The organism is Alcanivorax sp., assembly GCF_014762765.1.
In the GTDB taxonomy this organism is placed as follows: domain Bacteria; phylum Pseudomonadota; class Gammaproteobacteria; order Pseudomonadales; family Alcanivoracaceae; genus Alcanivorax.
Genome location: NZ_JABURH010000055.1, coordinates 1 through 18,705, shown reverse-complemented (window position 1 = coordinate 18,705; position 18,705 = coordinate 1). Strand labels below are relative to the sequence as shown.

Genomic DNA, 18,705 nt, shown 5'->3' with positions numbered 1-18,705 from the left:
CGGAGCAACCCCAACCACGGCGGTTATTCCGGGTCATTGCCGCCCTGCCGGGCCAGTACAGGTTCCAACGCCGGCGGAGAATAGGCCGGCCCTTTGAGCACCTTGCCGCGTTCGTCCTTCACCGGCCTACCATCGGCACCCAGCTTGCTCATGTTGCTGCGATGCACCTCCGCGCAGGTGGCGTTCAGGTCGATACCGAAGGTATGGCCGGCGCCATAGGTCACATAATTGATGTCGGTGAGCGCATCGGCTACTTCCACCAGGTCCACGCGAAAACCACTCAGCGATGCCAACTGCTCCCTGGCTGACGCCAGGGTATTGAGAAACCTCTGCTGCACCGCATCCGGTTGCTGACAGGTGGCCTCGGCCAGTTCGTGAAACTCCTCCAGCAACAGGGCCAGACGCAAACGAATGGTGGCGTCATCGGGTACCACCGGTTGCGGCTCCACCGGCAGGGAAAAGGCACGGTGGAACTCGGCCACCCGGTGAAAATTACTGGTTTGGTCAGCCTTTGCCATCGACTTCCTCCAGAAAGGCAATCATCTCACGGTTCACTTCCGCCGCCTGCTCCATCTGGATCCAGTGCCCGCACTGGTCCAGCATCACCGTGCGCAGATCCGGGATGTAGTCGGGCATGCGTTGCAGCGCTTTCTGACTGAACACGATCACCGGGTCCTGCATACCGCCAATAAACAGAGTGGGCATGGTCAGCTGCCAGTTGTCGTCATCCCGGCTTTCCTCCCAAGACGCATCCATGGCCCGATACCAGTTGATCGGCCCGGTAAAGCCGCTGTGCTGGAACCGCTCCACGTAATAGGCCAGGTCTTCCTCACGCATCCAGCGCGGTTGCTGCTCGGGGATCGGCATGGATTGCAGGAAGCCGGTGTCGTCCGGACCCACCCGGAAATCGGCGATACCATCAGCGGACAGACCGTGGAAGATCTTGCGCAGGCTGGTGGGCACATCCGCCTCCAGCTCCTGCTCCGGCAGTTGCGGCTTCTGAAAATAGAGCATGTAGAAGAAGCGATCTTCGAAGAGCCGCCGCATTGACTCGGTGGGCGCCTCCGGGGCCGGCCCGCCGTAAGGCACCGACATGCCGACTACGGCACGAATCATTTGCGGGTAGCGACGCGCCACCTGCCAGGTCAGTGCGCACCCCCAGTCGTGCCCGACCAGGATTGCCGATTCATGCCCCAATGCCCGGATAAGGGCGACAACGTCCTCCACCAGCACGCTCTGACGGTAACTATCCGCCTCCACCGGGCCACCGGTGTAACCGTAACCGCGCAGATCCGGCGCCACCGCGTGGTAACCGGACTGGGCCAGTACCGGTAACTGATAGCGCCAGGAGGCCCAACATTCCGGAAAACCATGCAGACACAACACCAGAGGGTTTCCCGGCTCCCCCGCCTCTGCCACAAAAAAATTCAGGCCATTGGCAGCAAGCTGCCGCTCACGCATAAATGCCATACTCTCTCTTCCCGATTCCAATTCAGCCAGTCAGCATAGACAACTACTTACCCAGCACGACGAAAGTGCTATTGTTAGCATATTCGCTTGATCATTGTTGTGATTCAGCATAAGCGCAAAAAGAACAAGAACTCTGCGCAACCACGGCGGTCTTAGCCGACGCAGCGCCATTCCGGACCCGTTAATACGCCCGGGGCGAACTGTGAATTTGACAGCATGGTCCGCCGCTGACAAGCGTGCAAAGTGACCGTTACGACTCAATCAGGGATGCATCGTGACCGAGCCGCAAGGACAAGCCAGCCCCACGAAGCCCTCCCGCATTGGCGGGTGGCTGGCCCCCTATGTGCCTGCTTACTTTCCAGTAGCCTGGAAGCTGGGGCTGTCCATTTCCCTGCTGATCCTGTGCGGCATGACTATTCTCGGCTCCCTGCTGCTCAACAATCAGCTCGACCGCATGCGCGACCAGGCGGACACCTTCGGTGAAGCCATTGCCCTGCAGTTGGCCAACACGGCCCGGGAGCCCCTGCTGGCCGATGACACCTTCCTGCTCAAGGTCCAACTCAACAACCTGACACGCAGTGAGAGCGTGCGCGGCGCCGCCCTGTTTGATCGCAGCGGCAACCTGGTCGACAAGGCCGGCATCTTGCCCCTGGCCGCCGACCCGCTTCAGGAACAGATCAAGCGCTGGGAACTGCAGAACGAACCGGTAACCACCTACTATGCCGCTGTTGATGTGGGGGATACGGTAGCCGGCTACACGGCCATTTCCCTGTCCGACCGCCCTATCATGGCCGCCCGGGAATCGGTGCAGGACACCATGATCAATGCCACGCTGATCATGAGCGTGATCGCCATCATCGCCTCGTTCCTGATCAGCCGGCGACTGGCACGCCCCATTCAGGATCTACTGGAGGCCACCAGCGCCATGCGCCGGGGGGATCTGAACTACCGGATTCAGGATCGCCGCAATGACGAAATCGGCGGTCTTATCGAAGCCTACAACACCATGGCCCACGGCATGCTGGAAAAAGACCAGGTGGAACAGGTGCTGAAGCGTTTTGTCAGCCCGTCAGTAGCACAGAACATGATGGCAGACCTGGACCAGGTCCAACTGGGTGGCCGCGATGTCCACGCCACCGTGGTGTTTGCCGATATCGTCGGCTTCACCCGGCTGTCGGAAACCCTGGCCCCGGATGCCATCGCCGACATGCTCAATGTGTATTTCGATGCTATCACCACCGCCACCACCTTTTATCGTGGCACCATCGACAAATATATGGGCGACTGCGCCATGATCGTATTCGGCGTGCCTGAGAAGGATGACGAGCACCTGTTCCATGGACTGTGCTGCGCAGTCATGATTCAGAGAATGGTGGAAAGGCTTAACGAGCACCGCCGAGCCCATGGACACACCACAGTAGAATTCCGTATCGGCATCAATTCCGGCGCCATGTTGGCAGGCAACCTGGGCTCGCGGGAGCGCATGCAGTACACCGTGGTTGGCGATACCGTCAATCTGGCATCACGCCTGTCCAACATGGCTGGAGGCAACGAGATCATTGCCGCCTCGACACTATTGGCTAACCCCAATATCGCTTCGCGGGTGCGCGCTACCGAGTACGGCGCCATGCGTATCCGTGGCAAAGCCGAACCGGTGAGCACTTTCCGCATCGACGGCGTTCACGCCCTGTCGGAAACCCTGATGGAACAACGTATTGCCCAGTTCCTGGCAAAACTGAATACGGAGTCGCAACGTGCGTAAGGCCGGACTGGTGATGGTCGCCCTGCTTGGGGGCTGTGCCACTCTGGGGGACCCGGAGCGCCGGGTCAGCGAGGCCCTTGCAGAAGGCAATTACGCCCGCGCAGCCGCTATCATTGAAGATACTCACCCCGCCCATGATCAATACGCTCTTTTGCAGGAGCAATACCCGGGCATCATTATGGCAAGCCACCAGTATCGCCAGCGCCTGATTCTTGAAGCCGGGGCCATGAGCCGCAAACAACACTGGGAGCAGGCCCATACTCTGGTGAAGAATCACCGTCACAAAGTGGTAGACCCTTCCGCACTGGATGAGATGCTTACCGCCCTGATCAGCCTGGAAGAACACCAGTTAAACCAGGTACTGGCTGAACGGCGACGTGCTCAGGCCCGGGCCCTGCAGGACAGTGCCGGCCTGACAGAAAAATTAAGCGGCTTTCACTTACCTCGCGCCAAACAGGAACAGCAAGAGCTGGCCGAGGAACGTCTTTTCGTAGCAAACGATCTTACACGTCTGGGGGAGTATTTCGCCCAGCGTCAGCAATGGCTGCTGGCCCGCGACCTGCTCAGCAGCGCTCACCAACTGGCGCCAGATCAGCCTCCTTCTGCGCAATTAGCCAAAGCCCAGCAAATTCTGAATGACGCCAGCCAACGAGCCCGTGCTCGACACAATCGCGCTCTGCTGTCAGAAGCGGATCAGTTGATGGCTCGTTATCAGCGGAACGGCCAGCTGGACTCATTGCTTGCTGCCCGCAGCTTCCTGAATAAACATCAGAACAACCCGGCACTGGCCGATCACCAGAAACGCCTGGAACAATGGGCCCGACGCCGCTTCAGCGAAGAGATGAATACCGGCGAGGCTCTGTATGCCCGCGGCCAGTATCGCGAAGCCTACAGAATCTGGAAGCAGGTAGCGCCGCTCTATCCGGATAACGAAGAATTGAACAAAAAACTGGAACGCAGCCGCAGGGTTCTTGCCAACCTGCGGAGCCTGCAAGACAACTAACAGGCCCACGCCTTCAGCCGACCGGACTCTCCCCTTTTCCGGCGGCAAAAAAAACGCGCCGAGACAGGCGCGTTTTTTGCTGTAATCCCCTTACGACACTATTCTTGCTCGGCTCCCTCAGCCTCAACTTCCTGTTCAGGTGCGTTTTGCCGGGCGTCATAGGCATCCCGGAATTCCGGAGACACTTTTTTGCGCCCCTCAAACACCTGCTCAAGATCCACCGGCAGCGGGTTACGCACCACTTGCTCCAGTTGTCCCTTGCTATTCAGCTCGAATTGCAGGGCAGTAATGCCCATGTACTTCTGCCGGGTCATATTCAACAGTTGTTCGTTATCCGGCAGGATTGTGGGCCGCAGAAAGACCATCAGGTTACTTTTCTCTCGCGAGTTACTGGTTGAGCGAAAGAGAATGCCCAGCAGGGGGATATCACCCAGAATCGGCACCTTGCGTACCGTCTTGGTAATGTTGTCGCGAATCAACCCACCCAGTGCAATGGTCTCACCATCGTCCGCCAACACAGTGCTTTCCAGCTTGCGGGTAGTGGTAACGATATCCGCCGCTTCGCCAACGGAGTCCTTTACCTGGGAGTTCTCCTGCTCCAGCTCCAGACGAATGGTGGATAATCCTGCCACATGAGGGGTCACTTTCAGGCTCAGGCCCACATCTTCACGCTGGATGGTCTGGAAGGGGTTGGAAACACCGGAACCGGTACTGGTGCTGGTGCCAGTGATGAAGGGCACGTTCTCGCCCACCACGATGGAGGCTTCCTGGTTATCGAGAGTAAGAATGCTGGGGGTGGAGAGCAGGTTCACATCGGTAGAAGTGGACAGGGCCTGGATCAACGCCCCCCATTTCAGGTCACCGTTGGAGTCCTGCTCTCCGAACCCCATAGTAATGCCATCCCCAAGGGCCAAACCTGACGGATCATCTGTCGCCAGAGCCTGGACGATGGAATTAATAGTGAGGCCAGCATTACCGAAGTTAATGGCACCGACACCACTTTCGTCACTGCCTGCCACATACTGAAAGCCCAGTGCCTTGCCGGTATCGCCGGACACTTCCACGATAGCCGCCTCAATGAGAATCTGTGCCCGGCGCACATCCAACTGACTAATCACCGACATGATCTCCTTCATCATTGCCGGTTCTGCGCGTATCACCAGAGCATTGAGGGATTTGTCCGCCTGAATGGACACCTTGTCACCGGTAATGGATGCCGCCGCGGCCTTACCATCGGCGCCAGGCTTGGCAGCGGAGGCCCCTTCGGCAAAATTCTTCAGTAGCTCGGCCAGCGCCTCCGCATCACCGTGACTGAGGCGTACCACCTGCACACCACCAGTGGCACTGGCAGGGGTATCCAGATTACGGATCATCTGCGCCATGCGCTGTCGGGTAATCCGGTCCCCCTTGATGATCAAGCGGTTGGTGCGTTCATCTGCCACCACAGTAACGCCGCCATCCTTGGTCTTGCCCCGGCGACCACCGGTCTGTGGGGTCAGACTTTCCAGCATTTTCACCATGTCGCCGGCAAAGGCATGCTCCAGCTTAATCACCTGTACGTCCTCGGACTCGGCATTGTCCAGGCTGGCAATGATCGCTTCCATACGGCGAATATTGTCCATGTGATCACTGATGATCAGGGCATTGGCCGAGCCCACGGCCGCCAAATGACCGTACTGGGGCACCAGCGGGCGCAGTACCGGCACCAACTCTTCCACCGGGGAGTTTTCCACCGGAATTACCCGGGTCACCAACTCTTCTCCACCGGCTTCATTCTTGCCTACCAGCGGCAGGTTGCTTTGTTTGGCGGTGGTATTGGGGACGATCTTGATAATGTCGCCGGAAGGCACTGCCGCGTAGCCATGCACCTGCAGCACGGAAAGGAATAGTTCGTAAACCTCCGCAGCGCTCAACGCCTTGGTGGAGACGACGGTGACATCCCGGGCGCGGACACGGGGGTCGACAACAAAGTTCTTGCCCGTCATGTCAGCAATCTGGCTGATGAAGGCCTGAATATCCGCATTGCGGATATTCACCGTCCAACTCTTGCCATCTTCACTGGCCGCAACCTGGGCCTGGGCGGTAAGAGCCGCTGCTGACAACAGCACCACAATCAGTGTTCGAAGTGCCGAGGCTTTGAAAAAGGACATCATAAAACCACTCACTATGGCGGATAATTCACGGTGAATTGCTGATCACCCCGCTGCACCACGATACTGGCCTGCCGGGTTTCCTGAAATGAACGCAACGCAGCCAGATCACCCTCTTCCGTTCCCAGCCCGTGGCCGTTGACAGAGAGAATGACATCATTGCTTTTCAAGCCGACCTGGCTGATCAATTGTTTGGGGGCCCGCTTACCCAATTGGTAACCTTGATTGCCACCTTCGGCCACCGGCGTCAGCCCTAACTGCCCAATAATGGCCTTGCGCTGACGCAGCATATCGTCCTCGCTGCCTTCGCTCACCGCCTGTTCGTTAGCTGGCGGCTGTACCGGTTCGGAACGAGGGCGTTCGATCTCGCTGACGCCGCCCAGGGAACTGTCCGACCAGCGCAGGGTTTCCAGGCGCCCGGCCCGGCGCAGGATCACCCGGTCCGGGTAGACCTCTTCAAGGCTGGCATTACCGGGAATACTGTCACCGATACGGTACAGCTCTCCCTCCTTGCCCTTTTCGGCAATGATGGCGGAAGCCTTTGCAGTATCTGCGGTCTGGAACACGCCGAGCAGCTCCAGGCGGAGGCGGGTTTCAGGCGCGTCGGTGGGCTTGTCTGACTGAGTGGCGGCTTCCTGCTCGAAGTTTCCGAACAATTGCCAACTGTCTACTTGGGATTGGCTCAAGCTGACAGTCTGGCCGGCGGAGGCGACCTGCAGGCGGGTTTTGCTATTGGAAGGAATCTGCTCGCTGGGTCCGTACCACAACAGCCAGAAGGTCTGGGCCAGCACAAAGGCCAACCCGATAATCAGCAAAACGGCAACCAACCAGCGCACCGGCTTGCCCCACTGCTGATACTGACCCCACGCTGCCCACTGCGACATAACTGTCCGCTCTTCCTTTATCGTTATTACCGGACTGAAGATACCGGATTTTACGGCAAATTATTGCAATATAGTGTTACTGAAACTGGGTTTTCTGCTTCTCAGCCCTGACTGCGTTTTAGCGAGAACGGTTGGGACATCTGGAATACCACATCATCCGGGCTGCCGCCCTGACTGACACCGAGCAACAATGGCCACGCGCGCATCACTTCCAGATGGAAACGACCTTCACTGATGCGTGCATGCATCAGACGCTCTCCCTGCGGATCGTTCACCCGCAGCGTGGGCACCCGGCCTTCCATGCTCAAACGCCCCTGTAACTCCGGCACAGTGGCGGAGCCATTATTCCCCCAGGTCACCTTACCTCCACTGTAATCCAGAGTGCCCTGGAGCTGCTCAATTGTGTCATCGGCAATCTGCAGGACCATCAGCACCGCATCCACCCGGCCGTCGGCGCCGCCTTGAGGAACATGTTCCGCCACCAGCGCTACCGGCAGGGACAGGCGCGCCTGCTCTACCTGCCAATCGCCCCAGTCGGCACCGACCCAGCCGGAGAGGTTCGCCTGCTGCCCCTGGTCACTGCGCAGGGCCAGTTGCGCGCCCGGCACCAGGCCGTGCCAGTCCAGGGTCCAGTCCAGCGAGCCCTGCAGCTGTTTCCAGCGCCAGCGAGCCTGCCCCTGCCACCAGCGTCCACGGGGCTCTGACAGGGTCAGCACAGCACCGCCCAGACGCACGGCAGGCACCCGCTCCACTACCACGGCGGCAGGCATGCTGACGATCAAGAAAACCAACAGGCTGACAATGAAGACCAGTGTCAGCGTCAAGGTACGAGGCATAGCGGTTCTCAGAACGGGATATCGTCGTCGAAATCATCCGCCGGGCCACTGAAGCCGCCCTGATTCTGGTTCTGGCCGGGGTTCTGATTCTGCTGCGGTGCAGCACTGCCCCCACCACCGTAGTTCTCATTCTGGTTCTGGTAACCGCCTTGATTGCCCTGGGAAGCATAGCCGCCACCCTGGCCACCACCGCCGTCACCACGGCCATCCAGCATCTGCATCTCGTTGGCGACGATTTCAGTGGTATAGCGGTCCTGGCCATCCTGGCCCTGCCACTTACGGGTACGAATGGAGCCTTCGATATAAACCTTGGAGCCCTTCTTCAGGTACTCACCGGCAATCTCGCCCAGCTTGTTGAAAAATACCACCCGATGCCATTCCGTGCGTTCCTGCATCTGGCCACTCTGCTTGTCTTTCCAGCTTTCGCTGGTGGCCAGCCGAACATTGGTGACCGCGCCACCGCTGGGCATGAAACGGGTTTCCGGGTCTGCCCCCAGGTTACCAATCAGAATTACCTTGTTAACGCCGCGCGCCATGTTTCTCTCCGTGACTCTCAGGGTCAGTACTGTTGTAGCCGGCGATACCCTGCCAGGTAAATCACCGGTTTCTCAAATGCATGTCAGATCAAGCTAATCATTGTGTCAGCTTTGCCCGGCGCTCGCGAGTCCCGCAAGTCGGGCCTCATCCAGCAGCCCGGCATCTACCTTGAGCAGGGCCAGGGCCTGCTCCTCGACGATCACCGTCTCTACCACACCGGGTACCGTCTGCAGCTCACCGGCCAGTTTCTTCCAGTCCTGGCCTGGAGCCAGCATCAGAACCCGATTATCCAGCTTTGGCAGCTCCTGCAACCCGGCCAGCACCACCAGCCATACTGCTGCCAGTAACGCACAACCGTAGAACACCGCCTCGGCGCCCACCCACTGGTAAAGGGCTCCACCCAATTGCCCGCCCACAAAGACGCCCAGAAACTGACTGGTGGAGTATACCCCCATGGCCGTGCCGCGGGTGCCCGCCGGGGCCGCACGTCCCACCAGCGAGGGCAGCAGCGCCTCGAGCAGATTAAAGGCAGCAAAGAATACCAACAGGGCCAGCACGAAGTGCCACAGCTCGGCCCCAGCCACCGCCAGAAGGATCTGTGACACCGCCAGCAACACCACCGCCAGCCGCTTCACCGGCACTGCGCCACGCCGTTCGGCACGGATGATCAGCGGCACCATGGCCACGAACCCGGCCACCAGCACGCCCAGGTAGATCAGGCTGTGGCTGCGCAACCCCAGCCCAAGCCTTTCGCTGAGTAGAGCCGGCACCACCACAAAAGAGGCCGTCATGATCAGGTGCAGGGTGAAAATACCCACATCGAAGCGCAGCAATGTTTTGCTGGCCAGCACACGACGGAAACGCACTCCCACCGGCAAGGCCTCACCTTGCAACGCTCGTGGTGCCGGCACCACCATGGCCACCAGCAGGGCAAAGACGCCCATCAGCGACGTCATCCAGAACAGGCCGGACAACCCCAGCCAGCTCGCCAGTAGTGGGCCGAGGATCAGGGCCAGCACAAAGGCACCTCCCACCGACATGCCGATCAGGGCCATGGCTCTGGTACGGTGCTTCTCGCTGACCACATCGCCAATCAACGCCATGATCACACTGGCAATGGCGCCCGCCCCCTGCAGGGCGCGCCCGGCAATGACACCATGGATATGATCACTCATGGCCGCCACCACGCCCCCGGCCACAAACAACAGCAGACCGATCAGTAGCAGCGGGCGCCGCCCGAAACGGTCGGAGAGCATGCCAAACGGAATCTGCAGCAGAGCCTGCATCAGCCCGTAGGCGCCGATGGCGGTACCGATCAATAGCGGTGTCGCACCTTCCAGGGATTGCCCGTAGACCGCAAAAATCGGCAAAATCATGAACAGGCCGAACATCCGCAACGCGAAAATGGTCGCCAGATAGCCGGTGGTTTTCAGCTCTGTCCGCTGCAGAACACGGGAAGAAGGTGCCGACATGAACGCTTGTTGCTCCAGAAACGGGAGGCCGTAACGTCACGGCCGCTACAAAAAGGCGGGCAGTGTACCAGATTCCCCGTAGGGCCGGACCAGGACACAGTGCCCCACTTTGGGCCAGAGAATCGTGAAATCAGTAAAACCGGGCAATGGTAAATTGAACCCCGGTCAAAGCGGTGATAAATTCACATGCTGATCAGTTTTTTTTCTTAGGCTCCGCCTGAGACATCATGGATGGCATCGATGAACAGCCAACAACAAACTCAGCAAGTTTACGTAGTAGGCAGCCAGCAACTGCAAAATGCCCTGCTCACCGAATTTCTCGTCAAGGAAGAAGTGGCCAGCAAGAGCATTCCCTCGGTAGAGACCATCTCCGTGGAAACCCTGCGGGAATTTGACCAGAACCTGTTTCTGGTGGATTACCACAGTGTGGACGTGAACGAGGTGATCGCCCATCTTCTTGAAGCAGATCAGGAAGTGGAAAACGATGTTCTGATTGCCTTGTTTAATGTGGACAGCGACGACTCTTTGTCTCGCCTGGCCGGCCTGCCCATGGTCAATGGCGGATTCCAGCATGACTGCCCCCAGGCGCTACTCAGCAAAGGCATCAAGGCAATTTTCGACGGCGAGCTGTGGTTCCCCCGCGCCGTGCTGCAGGCTTACCTGATGAAAAGCCGCACTTTCAACAAGACCTTCTCCCGTAGCGAGGTAAACCTTACCGACCGGGAAGTGGAAGTGCTGAAAGTCATGGCCACCGGCGCCAAGAATTCGGAAATCGCCAGCAGCCTGAATCTGAGCCCGCACACTATCAAGACGCACATCTACAATATCTTCAAGAAAATCAACGCCTCCAACCGCCTGCAGGCGGTGAACTGGGCACAAGAGAACCTGTAGTAACCCCGCACGCAACACGCTCGCACGCTTTTTTGCGTGCCCGCGTGAAGCGGGTTACGTGAAAGCGCTCCTTTCTTTTCCCCTTCACACGAATTCGCCTATACTGCCCTGTTCATTTTGACAGTAGTCAGGGGTAGTTGATGGATACCATTCTGGTTCGCGGCGCACGGACTCATAACCTGAAGAACGTGGATCTGGATATCCCGCGTGACAAGCTGGTGGTAATCACCGGCCTTTCCGGTTCAGGCAAATCCTCACTGGCCTTCGACACCCTATATGCGGAAGGCCAGCGTCGCTATGTGGAGTCCCTTTCCACCTACGCCCGCCAGTTCCTGTCGATGATGGAAAAACCCGATGTGGATCACATCGAGGGGCTCAGCCCGGCCATTTCCATTGAGCAGAAGTCCACCAGCCATAACCCGCGATCCACTGTCGGCACCATCACCGAAATCTACGATTACCTGCGCCTGCTGTTCGCCAGGGTGGGCGAGCCCCGCTGCCCGGAGCATGAAGCCCCGCTGGCCGCCCAGACCATCAGTCAGATGGTGGATCAGGTGCTGGCCATGGAAGACGGCAGCAAGCTGATGCTGCTGGCACCAGTGATCCGCGAAAAGAAAGGCGAGCATCTGCACCTGTTCGAGGAACTGCGCGCCCAGGGCTTTATCCGTGCACGCATCGACGGGCGCATCTATGACATGGATGACACCCCGGATCTGGACAAGAACAAGAAGCACACCATTGAAGTCGTGGTGGACCGCTTCAAGGTCCGTGACGACCTGCAGAACCGGCTGGCGGAATCCTTCGAAACCGCCCTTAACCTGGCTGACGACATCGCCATCATTGCTCCCATGGACGGCGACGGCGAGGAAGTGACTTTCTCCGCCAAGTTTGCCTGCCCGCACTGCGGCTATTCGATCCCTGAACTGGAACCGCGACTGTTCTCCTTCAACAACCCGGCCGGCGCCTGCCCCAGCTGTGACGGGCTGGGCATGAAGCAGTTCTTTGACGAGGACAAGGTGATCAATTCCGACGAGCTGTCCCTGTCGGAAGGCGCCATCCGTGGTTGGGATCGCCGCAACGTCTACTATTTCCAGATGCTCAACTCCCTGTCCCAGAGCCTGGGTTTCGACATGGACGTGGCATTTCGGGAGCTACCCAAGGATATTCGCAGGAAGGTACTCCACGGCACCGGCAAGGAAAGCATCGAATTCCGTTACCTCAACGACCGCGGCGACATCATCAAGCGCAACCATCCGTTCGAGGGCATCATTCCCAATATGGAGCGGCGCTACCGGGAAACCGAATCGGATGCAGTACGCGAGGACCTGCTCGGCTACATGTCCACCTCCAGCTGCCCCAGCTGTAATGGCTCGCGACTGCGCGAGGCGGCCCGCCATGTGTTCATTGAAGAAACCACCCTGCCGGAAGTGGTACGGCTGGCCGTAGGCAAGGCCCATGGCTATTTCAGCAACCTGAACCTGCCCGGCAGCAAGGGCGAAATCGCCGACAAGATTCTCAAGGAAATCCGCGACCGCCTGCAGTTTCTGGTCAACGTAGGGCTGGAATACCTGACCCTGGAACGCAGCGCAGAAACGTTGTCTGGCGGTGAGGCCCAGCGTATTCGTCTGGCCAGCCAGATCGGTGCCGGCCTGGTGGGCGTCATGTACGTGCTGGATGAGCCCTCCATCGGCCTGCACCAGCGTGACAACGAGCGCCTGCTCAGCACCCTGACTCGCCTGCGTGACCTGGGTAATACCGTGCTGGTGGTAGAGCACGACGAGGAAGCCATCCGCCTGGCCGACCACGTGATTGACATTGGCCCCGGTGCCGGTGTCCATGGTGGCAGGGTCGTCGCCCAGGGCAGTGCCCAGGACGTGGCCGACAACCCGGACTCGCTGACCGGCGACTACCTGTCCGGGCGCAAACAAATCGCCATCCCCGAGCAACGGCGGCAGAACCGGGACGACAAGTGGCTGACCCTGCACGGCGCCACCGGCAACAACCTGAAGGGCCATCCGCTGAATATCCCGGTTGGCTTGTTCACCTGCATCACCGGCGTCTCCGGCTCCGGCAAGTCCACCCTGATCAACAGTACCCTGTATCCGCTGGCCGCCACCAAACTAAACAAGGCCACCACACTGACGCCGGCGGTCTACGAATCCATTGAAGGGCTTGAGCATTTCGACAAGGTTGTGGATATCGACCAGAGTCCCATCGGCCGCACTCCGCGATCCAACCCTGCTACCTACACCGGCATTTTCACCCCGGTGCGCGAACTGTTCGCCGGCACCCAGGAAGCCCGCGCCCGCGGCTACAAGCCCGGTCGTTTCAGTTTCAATGTGAAAGGTGGCCGCTGCGAAGCCTGTCAGGGTGATGGCGTGATCAAGGTGGAAATGCACTTCCTGCCGGACATCTACGTGCCCTGCGAGGTCTGCGAAGGCAAACGCTATAACCGGGAAACCCTGGAAATTACCTACAAGGGCAAAAACATCTTCGAAGTCCTGGATCTGACCATCGAAGACGCCCGGGAATTCTTCGATGCGGTGCCCTCCCTGGCGCGTAAACTGCAGACCCTGATGGATGTGGGCCTGAGCTACGTGAAACTGGGCCAGGCCGCCACCACCCTGTCCGGCGGCGAAGCCCAGCGGGTAAAACTGGCCAAGGAACTGTCCCGCCGGGATACCGGCAACACCCTTTATATCCTCGACGAACCAACCACCGGGCTGCACTTCCACGATATCCAGCTGCTGCTGGATGTACTCAACCGGCTGGCCGACCACGGCAACTCCGTGGTGGTGATCGAACACAACCTGGATGTGATCAAGACCGCCGACTGGATCGTGGATCTGGGCCCGGAAGGTGGCGACGGCGGCGGCGAAATTATCGCCGAAGGCACCCCGGAAGAGGTGGCCAAAGTAAAGGGCAGCCATACCGGCCGTTTCCTGAAACCCATGCTGAAATAGAACGGATACTCCATGCAGAAAAAATTCAAATTGTGCCTGGCCCTATCCTTTATCGCGTTTTCGCTTTCTGGCTGCCAAGCGGCACGCAGTACTTACAATTATTTTGCCTGCGGAAATGGCGGCACCTGCACAGAAAGCTTTCCCAGAGATGCTCTTTCTCAAACAGACAATATTGACAAAATTGTTCTTGCTCCCCCGTATTACGACCTGCTGATACGAGATCTTGACTGGCAGTATCGCCCTGTACCTGTGATCGAAAAGAAGCTGCCAGCCTCAACTATCGACCTACTTCAAGACTTCGGCGAATCATATGGAATTTCTATCAACTCCTTGCATGTCGACACCGAAGAACAACTGAGCTCTCTGACCAGCATTTACCACCAGGCATTTAGCGAGTCCCCGGAAATATTGGTACCAACCGGGGAGGTTAAAGATGCACTCAAATCCATTGGCAAAGCCCCGACACGTCAGGATCCGGCCAGAGATGGCCCCATAGCACTCGATAAAACCTTTTTGCAATCTGAAAGCAATATTCCGCCTTCATGTTGTATCGTATTAACACGGATTAATGGGTGGCAGGAAAGCAATAACAGCTTTAATGCTTCTGTCACAAGCGCGATGATATTCAGTGGCATGACAGGAAGCAGCGGAGCGGCAGGCTACGCCGGTGACGTTGTTGTAGATTTTGCCATACTCCGCCTCAGCGATGGCCAAACGGTCTGGTCCGCACAAACCACTAGCGCGGCAAGCCACTTCGCCATTCGCCAAGGTATGAATCATTATTTTTCCACCGTTGCGAACCTTCTTCTCGAACAAAAAACAAACGCGGCCAACTAAACCGCACCAAGATTCCGGCAAGATTAAAAGTGACGTTTCACACAATTCAATCACATGTCACTTACCCGAAGCCTTCTGCAAACAGGACTGTCATAACCCCACGCCAGACTCAACCCCGATCACACCGCTGGAGGTTGATAATGAGACGAATATGGGCACTGAAAGGATTCATCGCCACCCTGGCCATTGGCGTGGCAACAGTGGCTTGTGCAGGGCAAGGCGCCAGGGAAAAAACTACCGTAGAACTGGGGCCTCGCCCCTATTACCTGGTCGCAGACATGGACAAGGGCCCGCTCAAGCAGGCGCTGCAGGAATGCACCAGCCAGCAGCGACCGCAGCATGCCAGCGACTTCTCCATTGGTCATCGCGGGGCACCGCTGCAATTCCCCGAACATACCGAAGAGTCCTACCGTGCGGCGGCCCGCATGGGCGCCGGCATCGTGGAATGCGATGTGGCTTTTACCAAAGATCGCGAGCTGGTTTGTCGCCATTCCCAGTGTGACCTGCACACCACCACCAACATTCTCGACACCGAACTGGCCAGTCAATGCAGCGAACCCTTCACCCCTTTCGACGGCAGCAACCCGGCCAGTGCCCGCTGTTGCACCAGCGACATCACCCTGGCCGAATTCAAGACGCTCAAGGGCAAGATGGACGGTGCCAATCCCCGTGCCACCACCGTGGAAGAATATCTGCAGGGCACTGCCAGCTGGCGCACGGATCTCTACAACCAGAACGGCACCCTGCTCAGTCACCAGGAGAGCATTGACCTGTTTCAGAAACTGGGAGTAAAGATGACCCCGGAACTGAAGGCGCCCCTGGTGCCGATGCCCTATGAGGGGAATTACCGCCAGCAGGACTATGCCCGGCAATTGATTGAAGAATACCGACAAGCCGGGGTATCACCGCAGGATGTGTACCCCCAGTCCTTCGACCTGGAGGACGTGCGCTACTGGATCGATCACCACCCCCGCTACGGCCAGCAGGCCGTATATCTCGATGGCCGCGATGCGCAGGGGCTGGACCCGCAGAACCCCGGCACCTGGCAGCCCGACATGGAAACCCTGAAAGGCTATGGTGTGAATATCATCGCTCCGCCCCTGTGGATGCTGGTGACCACCGATAATGACAACCACATCGTGCCCAGCCCCTATGCCCGGGCCGCCCGCGATGCCGGCCTGGATATCATCGCCTGGTCCCTGGAGCGTTCCGGCCCATTAACCAACGGTGGTGGCTGGTATTATCAGAGTGTTCAACCGGTTATTAATAATGACGGCGACACCTTTAGCCTGCTGGACGTGCTGGCTCGGGACGTGGGTGTTATTGGTGTCTTTTCTGACTGGCCAGCCACCACGACCTTCTACGCCAACTGCCAGAAAACCTTGCGCGGCAAGCGTCGCGCACAACCTTAGCGCACGCGCACCACAACAGCACCGCCCCGTTCCGGAACGGGGCGGTCTCACCATCAAACCGGAGCATAGCGCTGGCACGCTTTCTGCTTTGCTCTAAGCACCCTGAAGTCCTGACTTCAGCCCACGTCAGCTTCTTTCGGCAACCATTCAGAGGAGTGCATGCAATGGACGCCACCACCGATCACCGCTGGCTGATGCAGTACCACATCGTCAACCTGGTTAATCAGTGCCGCCGGTTGATTCGCGCCGAGTTCGACGAAAGCCTCTCTCTGACCGACCCTGCATTGCGTCAAAAGCTGGCCCATTATGCGGGCCGCACTCGCTCCCAGGGCATGCAGCGGCTTTACGGGGAGATTCGTCTGGCATTACTGGAGTTGGAAGGTGAAGATCCTCCACAGGTGCCTGCAAACAGTTCGGCCGTGCGCCTGTACCGGGGACAGCCGGTGCATGGCAGGAACCCCGAAAACAAGACTCCCCCCGTGCAGCGCCAGCGCAAGGAGCTGACGTATCGGGGGCGCAAGGTCGTTCAGGGCTAGTACGCGGATTGGTTCATCTGATCAGGCTGAAAACTGGAAGATGCTCAGGTCCAGCGGCAGGCTTTCCCCCAGCCACATGACCAGCTCGGTATGGTCACGCAAATCATCACCACTGAGCCCATGTACAAAGATCGTCAGGCCATTACGGCTGGCCATCAACCAGGGAATCACATCACCTGCCAGGCGCCGCGGAATGGACAGCTGGCAGCTCCAGCACGGGTGTGGCCCCACCGGCTTGCGGTGCATGTGCCCCATGGGAATGTCGAAATTCTGGTGGGCGGCCTGGCATAGCGCTGCCGCCTGGGAAAACGTGGATTCATCGAAATAGACGTGCGCATGAAAGCCGTTGATTGCCATTTGCCCTGCCCCTGAGATCTACTCGGCCTCTCCAGACAGCATAGTACAAGTGTGCCGGCTTACGACAGACATAAAAAAACCGGGCAATATGCCCGGTTTTTTTGAAGCTTCGACGCTTATTCTTCGTCAGCGTCCGCCAGCTCAGGACGATCAACCAGCTCAACATAGGCCATCGGTGCATTGTCGCCAGCACGGAAACCCATCTTGAGGATACGAACGTAGCCGCCAGGACGGCTCTGGTAACGGGGGCCCAGCTCGTTGAACAGCTTGCCAACCACTTCCTTGGAACGGGTGCGGTCGAAAGCCAGACGACGGTTCGCTACCGAGTCTTCCTTCGCAAGAGTGATCAGCGGCTCAGCCACACGACGCAGCTCTTTAGCTTTCGGCAGAGTGGTCTTGATCACTTCGTGCTCCAGCAGAGACACAGCCATGTTACGGAACATAGCCTGACGATGAGAGCTGTTCCGATTCAGTTTTCTGCCGCTTTTGCGATGACGCATGATTCTGTTCCTATGTTCAGGGGCGCTTCACAGCGTCCACAACAACTAATTAGCGCAATTTGGTGTTCAGCCGGTCATCATCACGAAGGCTGACCGGCGGCCAGTTCTCGAGACGCATGCCCAGTGACAAGCCTTTGGAGGCCAACACATCTTTGATCTCAGTCAGCGACTTCTTACCCAGGTTAGGGGTTTTCAGCAGCTCAACCTCGGTACGCTGTACCAGATCACCGATGTAGTAGATGTTTTCCGCTTTCAGACAGTTAGCGGAGCGAACAGTCAGCTCAAGGTCATCCACCGGACGCAGCAGGATAGGATCAATTTCCTCACGCTCCTGCTTCGGCTCAGGCTTGGCATCCTGCTCAAGGTCTACAAACACAGCGATCTGCTGCTGCAGAATTGTTGCTGCACGACGAATCGCTTCTTCCGGATCGATGGTACCGTCTGTTTCCAGATCGATAACCAGCTTATCCAGGTCCGTACGCTGCTCTACACGAGCGGCTTCAACCACGTAAGCCACGCGACGAACCGGGCTGTAGCTGGCATCCAGCTGCAGGCGGCCAATACCGCGAGTCTCGTCGTCATCAGACTGACGGGCGTCAGCAGCCACATAGCCGCGACCCTTCTGCACCTTCAGCTTCACACGCAGTTCGGTGTCGCCGGTAATGGTACAAATCAGATGATCAGGGTTGACGATCTCAACACTGTGATCACGCTGGATATCGCTCGCGGTCACAACACCCGGGCCTTTCTTGACCAGCTCGAGAGTTGCTTCTTCGCGATCTTCCATTTTAAGGGCAACGCCCTTCAGGTTCAGCATGATGTTGATCACATCTTCCTGAACCCCTTCGATGGAGGAGTATTCATGCTGTACCCCGTCGATCTCCACTTCGGTGATCGCACAGCCGGGCATACTGGAGATCAGGATGCGACGCAGCGCAGTCCCCAGGGTGTGGCCAAAGCCACGCTCCAGCGGTTCCAGAACCACTTTTGCATGGGTCTGGTTGATCGCGTTGACCGCGATCGAGCGGGGCGTGAGAAAGTCGTTCACGGCGGTCATAGAGATCCCTCAGGCAGTCCTTACTTGGAGTACAGCTC

General features: G+C 58.3%; 17 protein-coding genes. 7 read left to right on the top strand and 10 right to left on the bottom strand.

All coding sequences use genetic code 11. The features are described 5' to 3' along the window. Window positions 1-23 precede the first annotated feature (23 nt). Together HUJ17_RS01875 and HUJ17_RS01870 are read right to left on the bottom strand one after the other, a co-directional pair. Window positions 24-518 (bottom strand): nucleoside triphosphate pyrophosphohydrolase family protein, encoded by a 495-nt coding sequence (locus tag HUJ17_RS01875; protein WP_290509092.1) that lies wholly within the window; start codon window positions 516-518, stop codon window positions 24-26. Continuing rightward, window positions 505-1,470 (bottom strand): alpha/beta hydrolase, encoded by a 966-nt coding sequence (locus HUJ17_RS01870; RefSeq protein WP_290509091.1) that lies wholly within the window; start codon window positions 1,468-1,470, stop codon window positions 505-507. Before HUJ17_RS01870 ends, HUJ17_RS01875 begins: the two co-directional genes overlap by 14 nt. 274 nt (window positions 1,471-1,744) lie before the next feature. On the opposite strand from HUJ17_RS01870, the gene HUJ17_RS01865 reads away from it, so the two are divergent. Then, complete coding sequence (locus tag HUJ17_RS01865) at window positions 1,745-3,232, top strand: adenylate/guanylate cyclase domain-containing protein (protein WP_290509090.1); 1,488 nt, start codon at window positions 1,745-1,747, stop codon at window positions 3,230-3,232. Continuing rightward, on the top strand, window positions 3,225-4,235 hold the full coding sequence (locus tag HUJ17_RS01860; protein WP_290509089.1) for a hypothetical protein: 1,011 nt from the start codon (window positions 3,225-3,227) through the stop codon (window positions 4,233-4,235). The genes HUJ17_RS01865 and HUJ17_RS01860 overlap by 8 nt, the downstream gene beginning before the upstream one ends. Window positions 4,236-4,333: 98 nt before the next feature. Here HUJ17_RS01860 and gspD read toward each other — a convergent pair whose 3' ends face one another. From gspD to HUJ17_RS01835, 5 genes are all read right to left on the bottom strand, one after another. Next, window positions 4,334-6,388 carry a type II secretion system secretin GspD gene (gspD, locus tag HUJ17_RS01855; protein WP_290509088.1) on the bottom strand — a complete coding sequence of 685 codons (2,055 nt, stop codon included), beginning with the start codon at window positions 6,386-6,388 and terminating at the stop codon, window positions 4,334-4,336. 11 nt (window positions 6,389-6,399) lie between these two features. After that, entirely contained in the window at window positions 6,400-7,269 is an 870-nt protein-coding gene (locus HUJ17_RS01850; RefSeq protein ID WP_290509087.1) for a type II secretion system protein N, read from the bottom strand. Between the two features lie 101 nt (window positions 7,270-7,370). Further along, entirely contained in the window at window positions 7,371-8,105 is a 735-nt protein-coding gene (gene gspN, locus HUJ17_RS01845; RefSeq protein WP_290509086.1) for a type II secretion system protein N, read from the bottom strand. Window positions 8,106-8,113: 8 nt separating this feature from the next. Beyond that, the gene (ssb, locus tag HUJ17_RS01840; protein ID WP_290509085.1) at window positions 8,114-8,641 is read right to left on the bottom strand and encodes a single-stranded DNA-binding protein; all 528 of its coding nucleotides are present in this window, start codon (window positions 8,639-8,641) and stop codon (window positions 8,114-8,116) included. Between the two features lie 105 nt (window positions 8,642-8,746). Further along, window positions 8,747-10,114 (bottom strand): MFS transporter, encoded by a 1,368-nt coding sequence (locus HUJ17_RS01835; protein WP_290509084.1) that lies wholly within the window; start codon window positions 10,112-10,114, stop codon window positions 8,747-8,749. A 240-nt stretch (window positions 10,115-10,354) separates the two neighbouring features. On the opposite strand from HUJ17_RS01835, the gene HUJ17_RS01830 reads away from it, so the two are divergent. The 5 genes from HUJ17_RS01830 (at window position 10,355) to HUJ17_RS01810 (ending at window position 16,753) form a co-directional block, all read left to right on the top strand. Further along, window positions 10,355-11,005 (top strand): response regulator transcription factor, encoded by a 651-nt coding sequence (locus HUJ17_RS01830; protein WP_290509083.1) that lies wholly within the window; start codon window positions 10,355-10,357, stop codon window positions 11,003-11,005. A gap of 140 nt (window positions 11,006-11,145) precedes the next feature. After that, window positions 11,146-13,968, top strand: coding sequence for an excinuclease ABC subunit UvrA (gene uvrA / locus HUJ17_RS01825; RefSeq protein ID WP_290509082.1), 2,823 nt, complete (start codon window positions 11,146-11,148; stop codon window positions 13,966-13,968). 12 nt (window positions 13,969-13,980) lie between these two features. Beyond that, window positions 13,981-14,805, top strand: a complete 825-nt coding sequence (locus HUJ17_RS01820) for a hypothetical protein (protein ID WP_290509081.1) — start codon at window positions 13,981-13,983, stop codon at window positions 14,803-14,805. Window positions 14,806-14,945: 140 nt separating this feature from the next. Then, complete coding sequence (locus tag HUJ17_RS01815; RefSeq protein ID WP_290509080.1) at window positions 14,946-16,217, top strand: glycerophosphodiester phosphodiesterase family protein; 1,272 nt, start codon at window positions 14,946-14,948, stop codon at window positions 16,215-16,217. 164 nt (window positions 16,218-16,381) lie between these two features. After that, on the top strand, window positions 16,382-16,753 hold the full coding sequence (locus tag HUJ17_RS01810; RefSeq protein ID WP_290509079.1) for a hypothetical protein: 372 nt from the start codon (window positions 16,382-16,384) through the stop codon (window positions 16,751-16,753). A 21-nt stretch (window positions 16,754-16,774) separates the two neighbouring features. On the opposite strand, the gene HUJ17_RS01805 is transcribed toward HUJ17_RS01810, so the two are convergent. The 3 genes from HUJ17_RS01805 to rpoA all read right to left on the bottom strand — a co-directional run bounded on the left by HUJ17_RS01805 (window position 16,775) and on the right by rpoA (window position 18,667). Then, a complete protein-coding gene (locus HUJ17_RS01805; protein ID WP_290509078.1) occupies window positions 16,775-17,110 on the bottom strand; it encodes a DOPA 4,5-dioxygenase family protein in 336 nt (111 codons plus the stop codon). Between the two features lie 116 nt (window positions 17,111-17,226). After that, window positions 17,227-17,610 (bottom strand): 50S ribosomal protein L17, encoded by a 384-nt coding sequence (rplQ, locus tag HUJ17_RS01800; protein ID WP_062817650.1) that lies wholly within the window; start codon window positions 17,608-17,610, stop codon window positions 17,227-17,229. A gap of 49 nt (window positions 17,611-17,659) precedes the next feature. After that, window positions 17,660-18,667 carry a DNA-directed RNA polymerase subunit alpha gene (gene rpoA / locus HUJ17_RS01795; RefSeq protein ID WP_290509077.1) on the bottom strand — a complete coding sequence of 336 codons (1,008 nt, stop codon included), beginning with the start codon at window positions 18,665-18,667 and terminating at the stop codon, window positions 17,660-17,662. Between the last annotated feature and the right edge of the window lie 38 nt (window positions 18,668-18,705).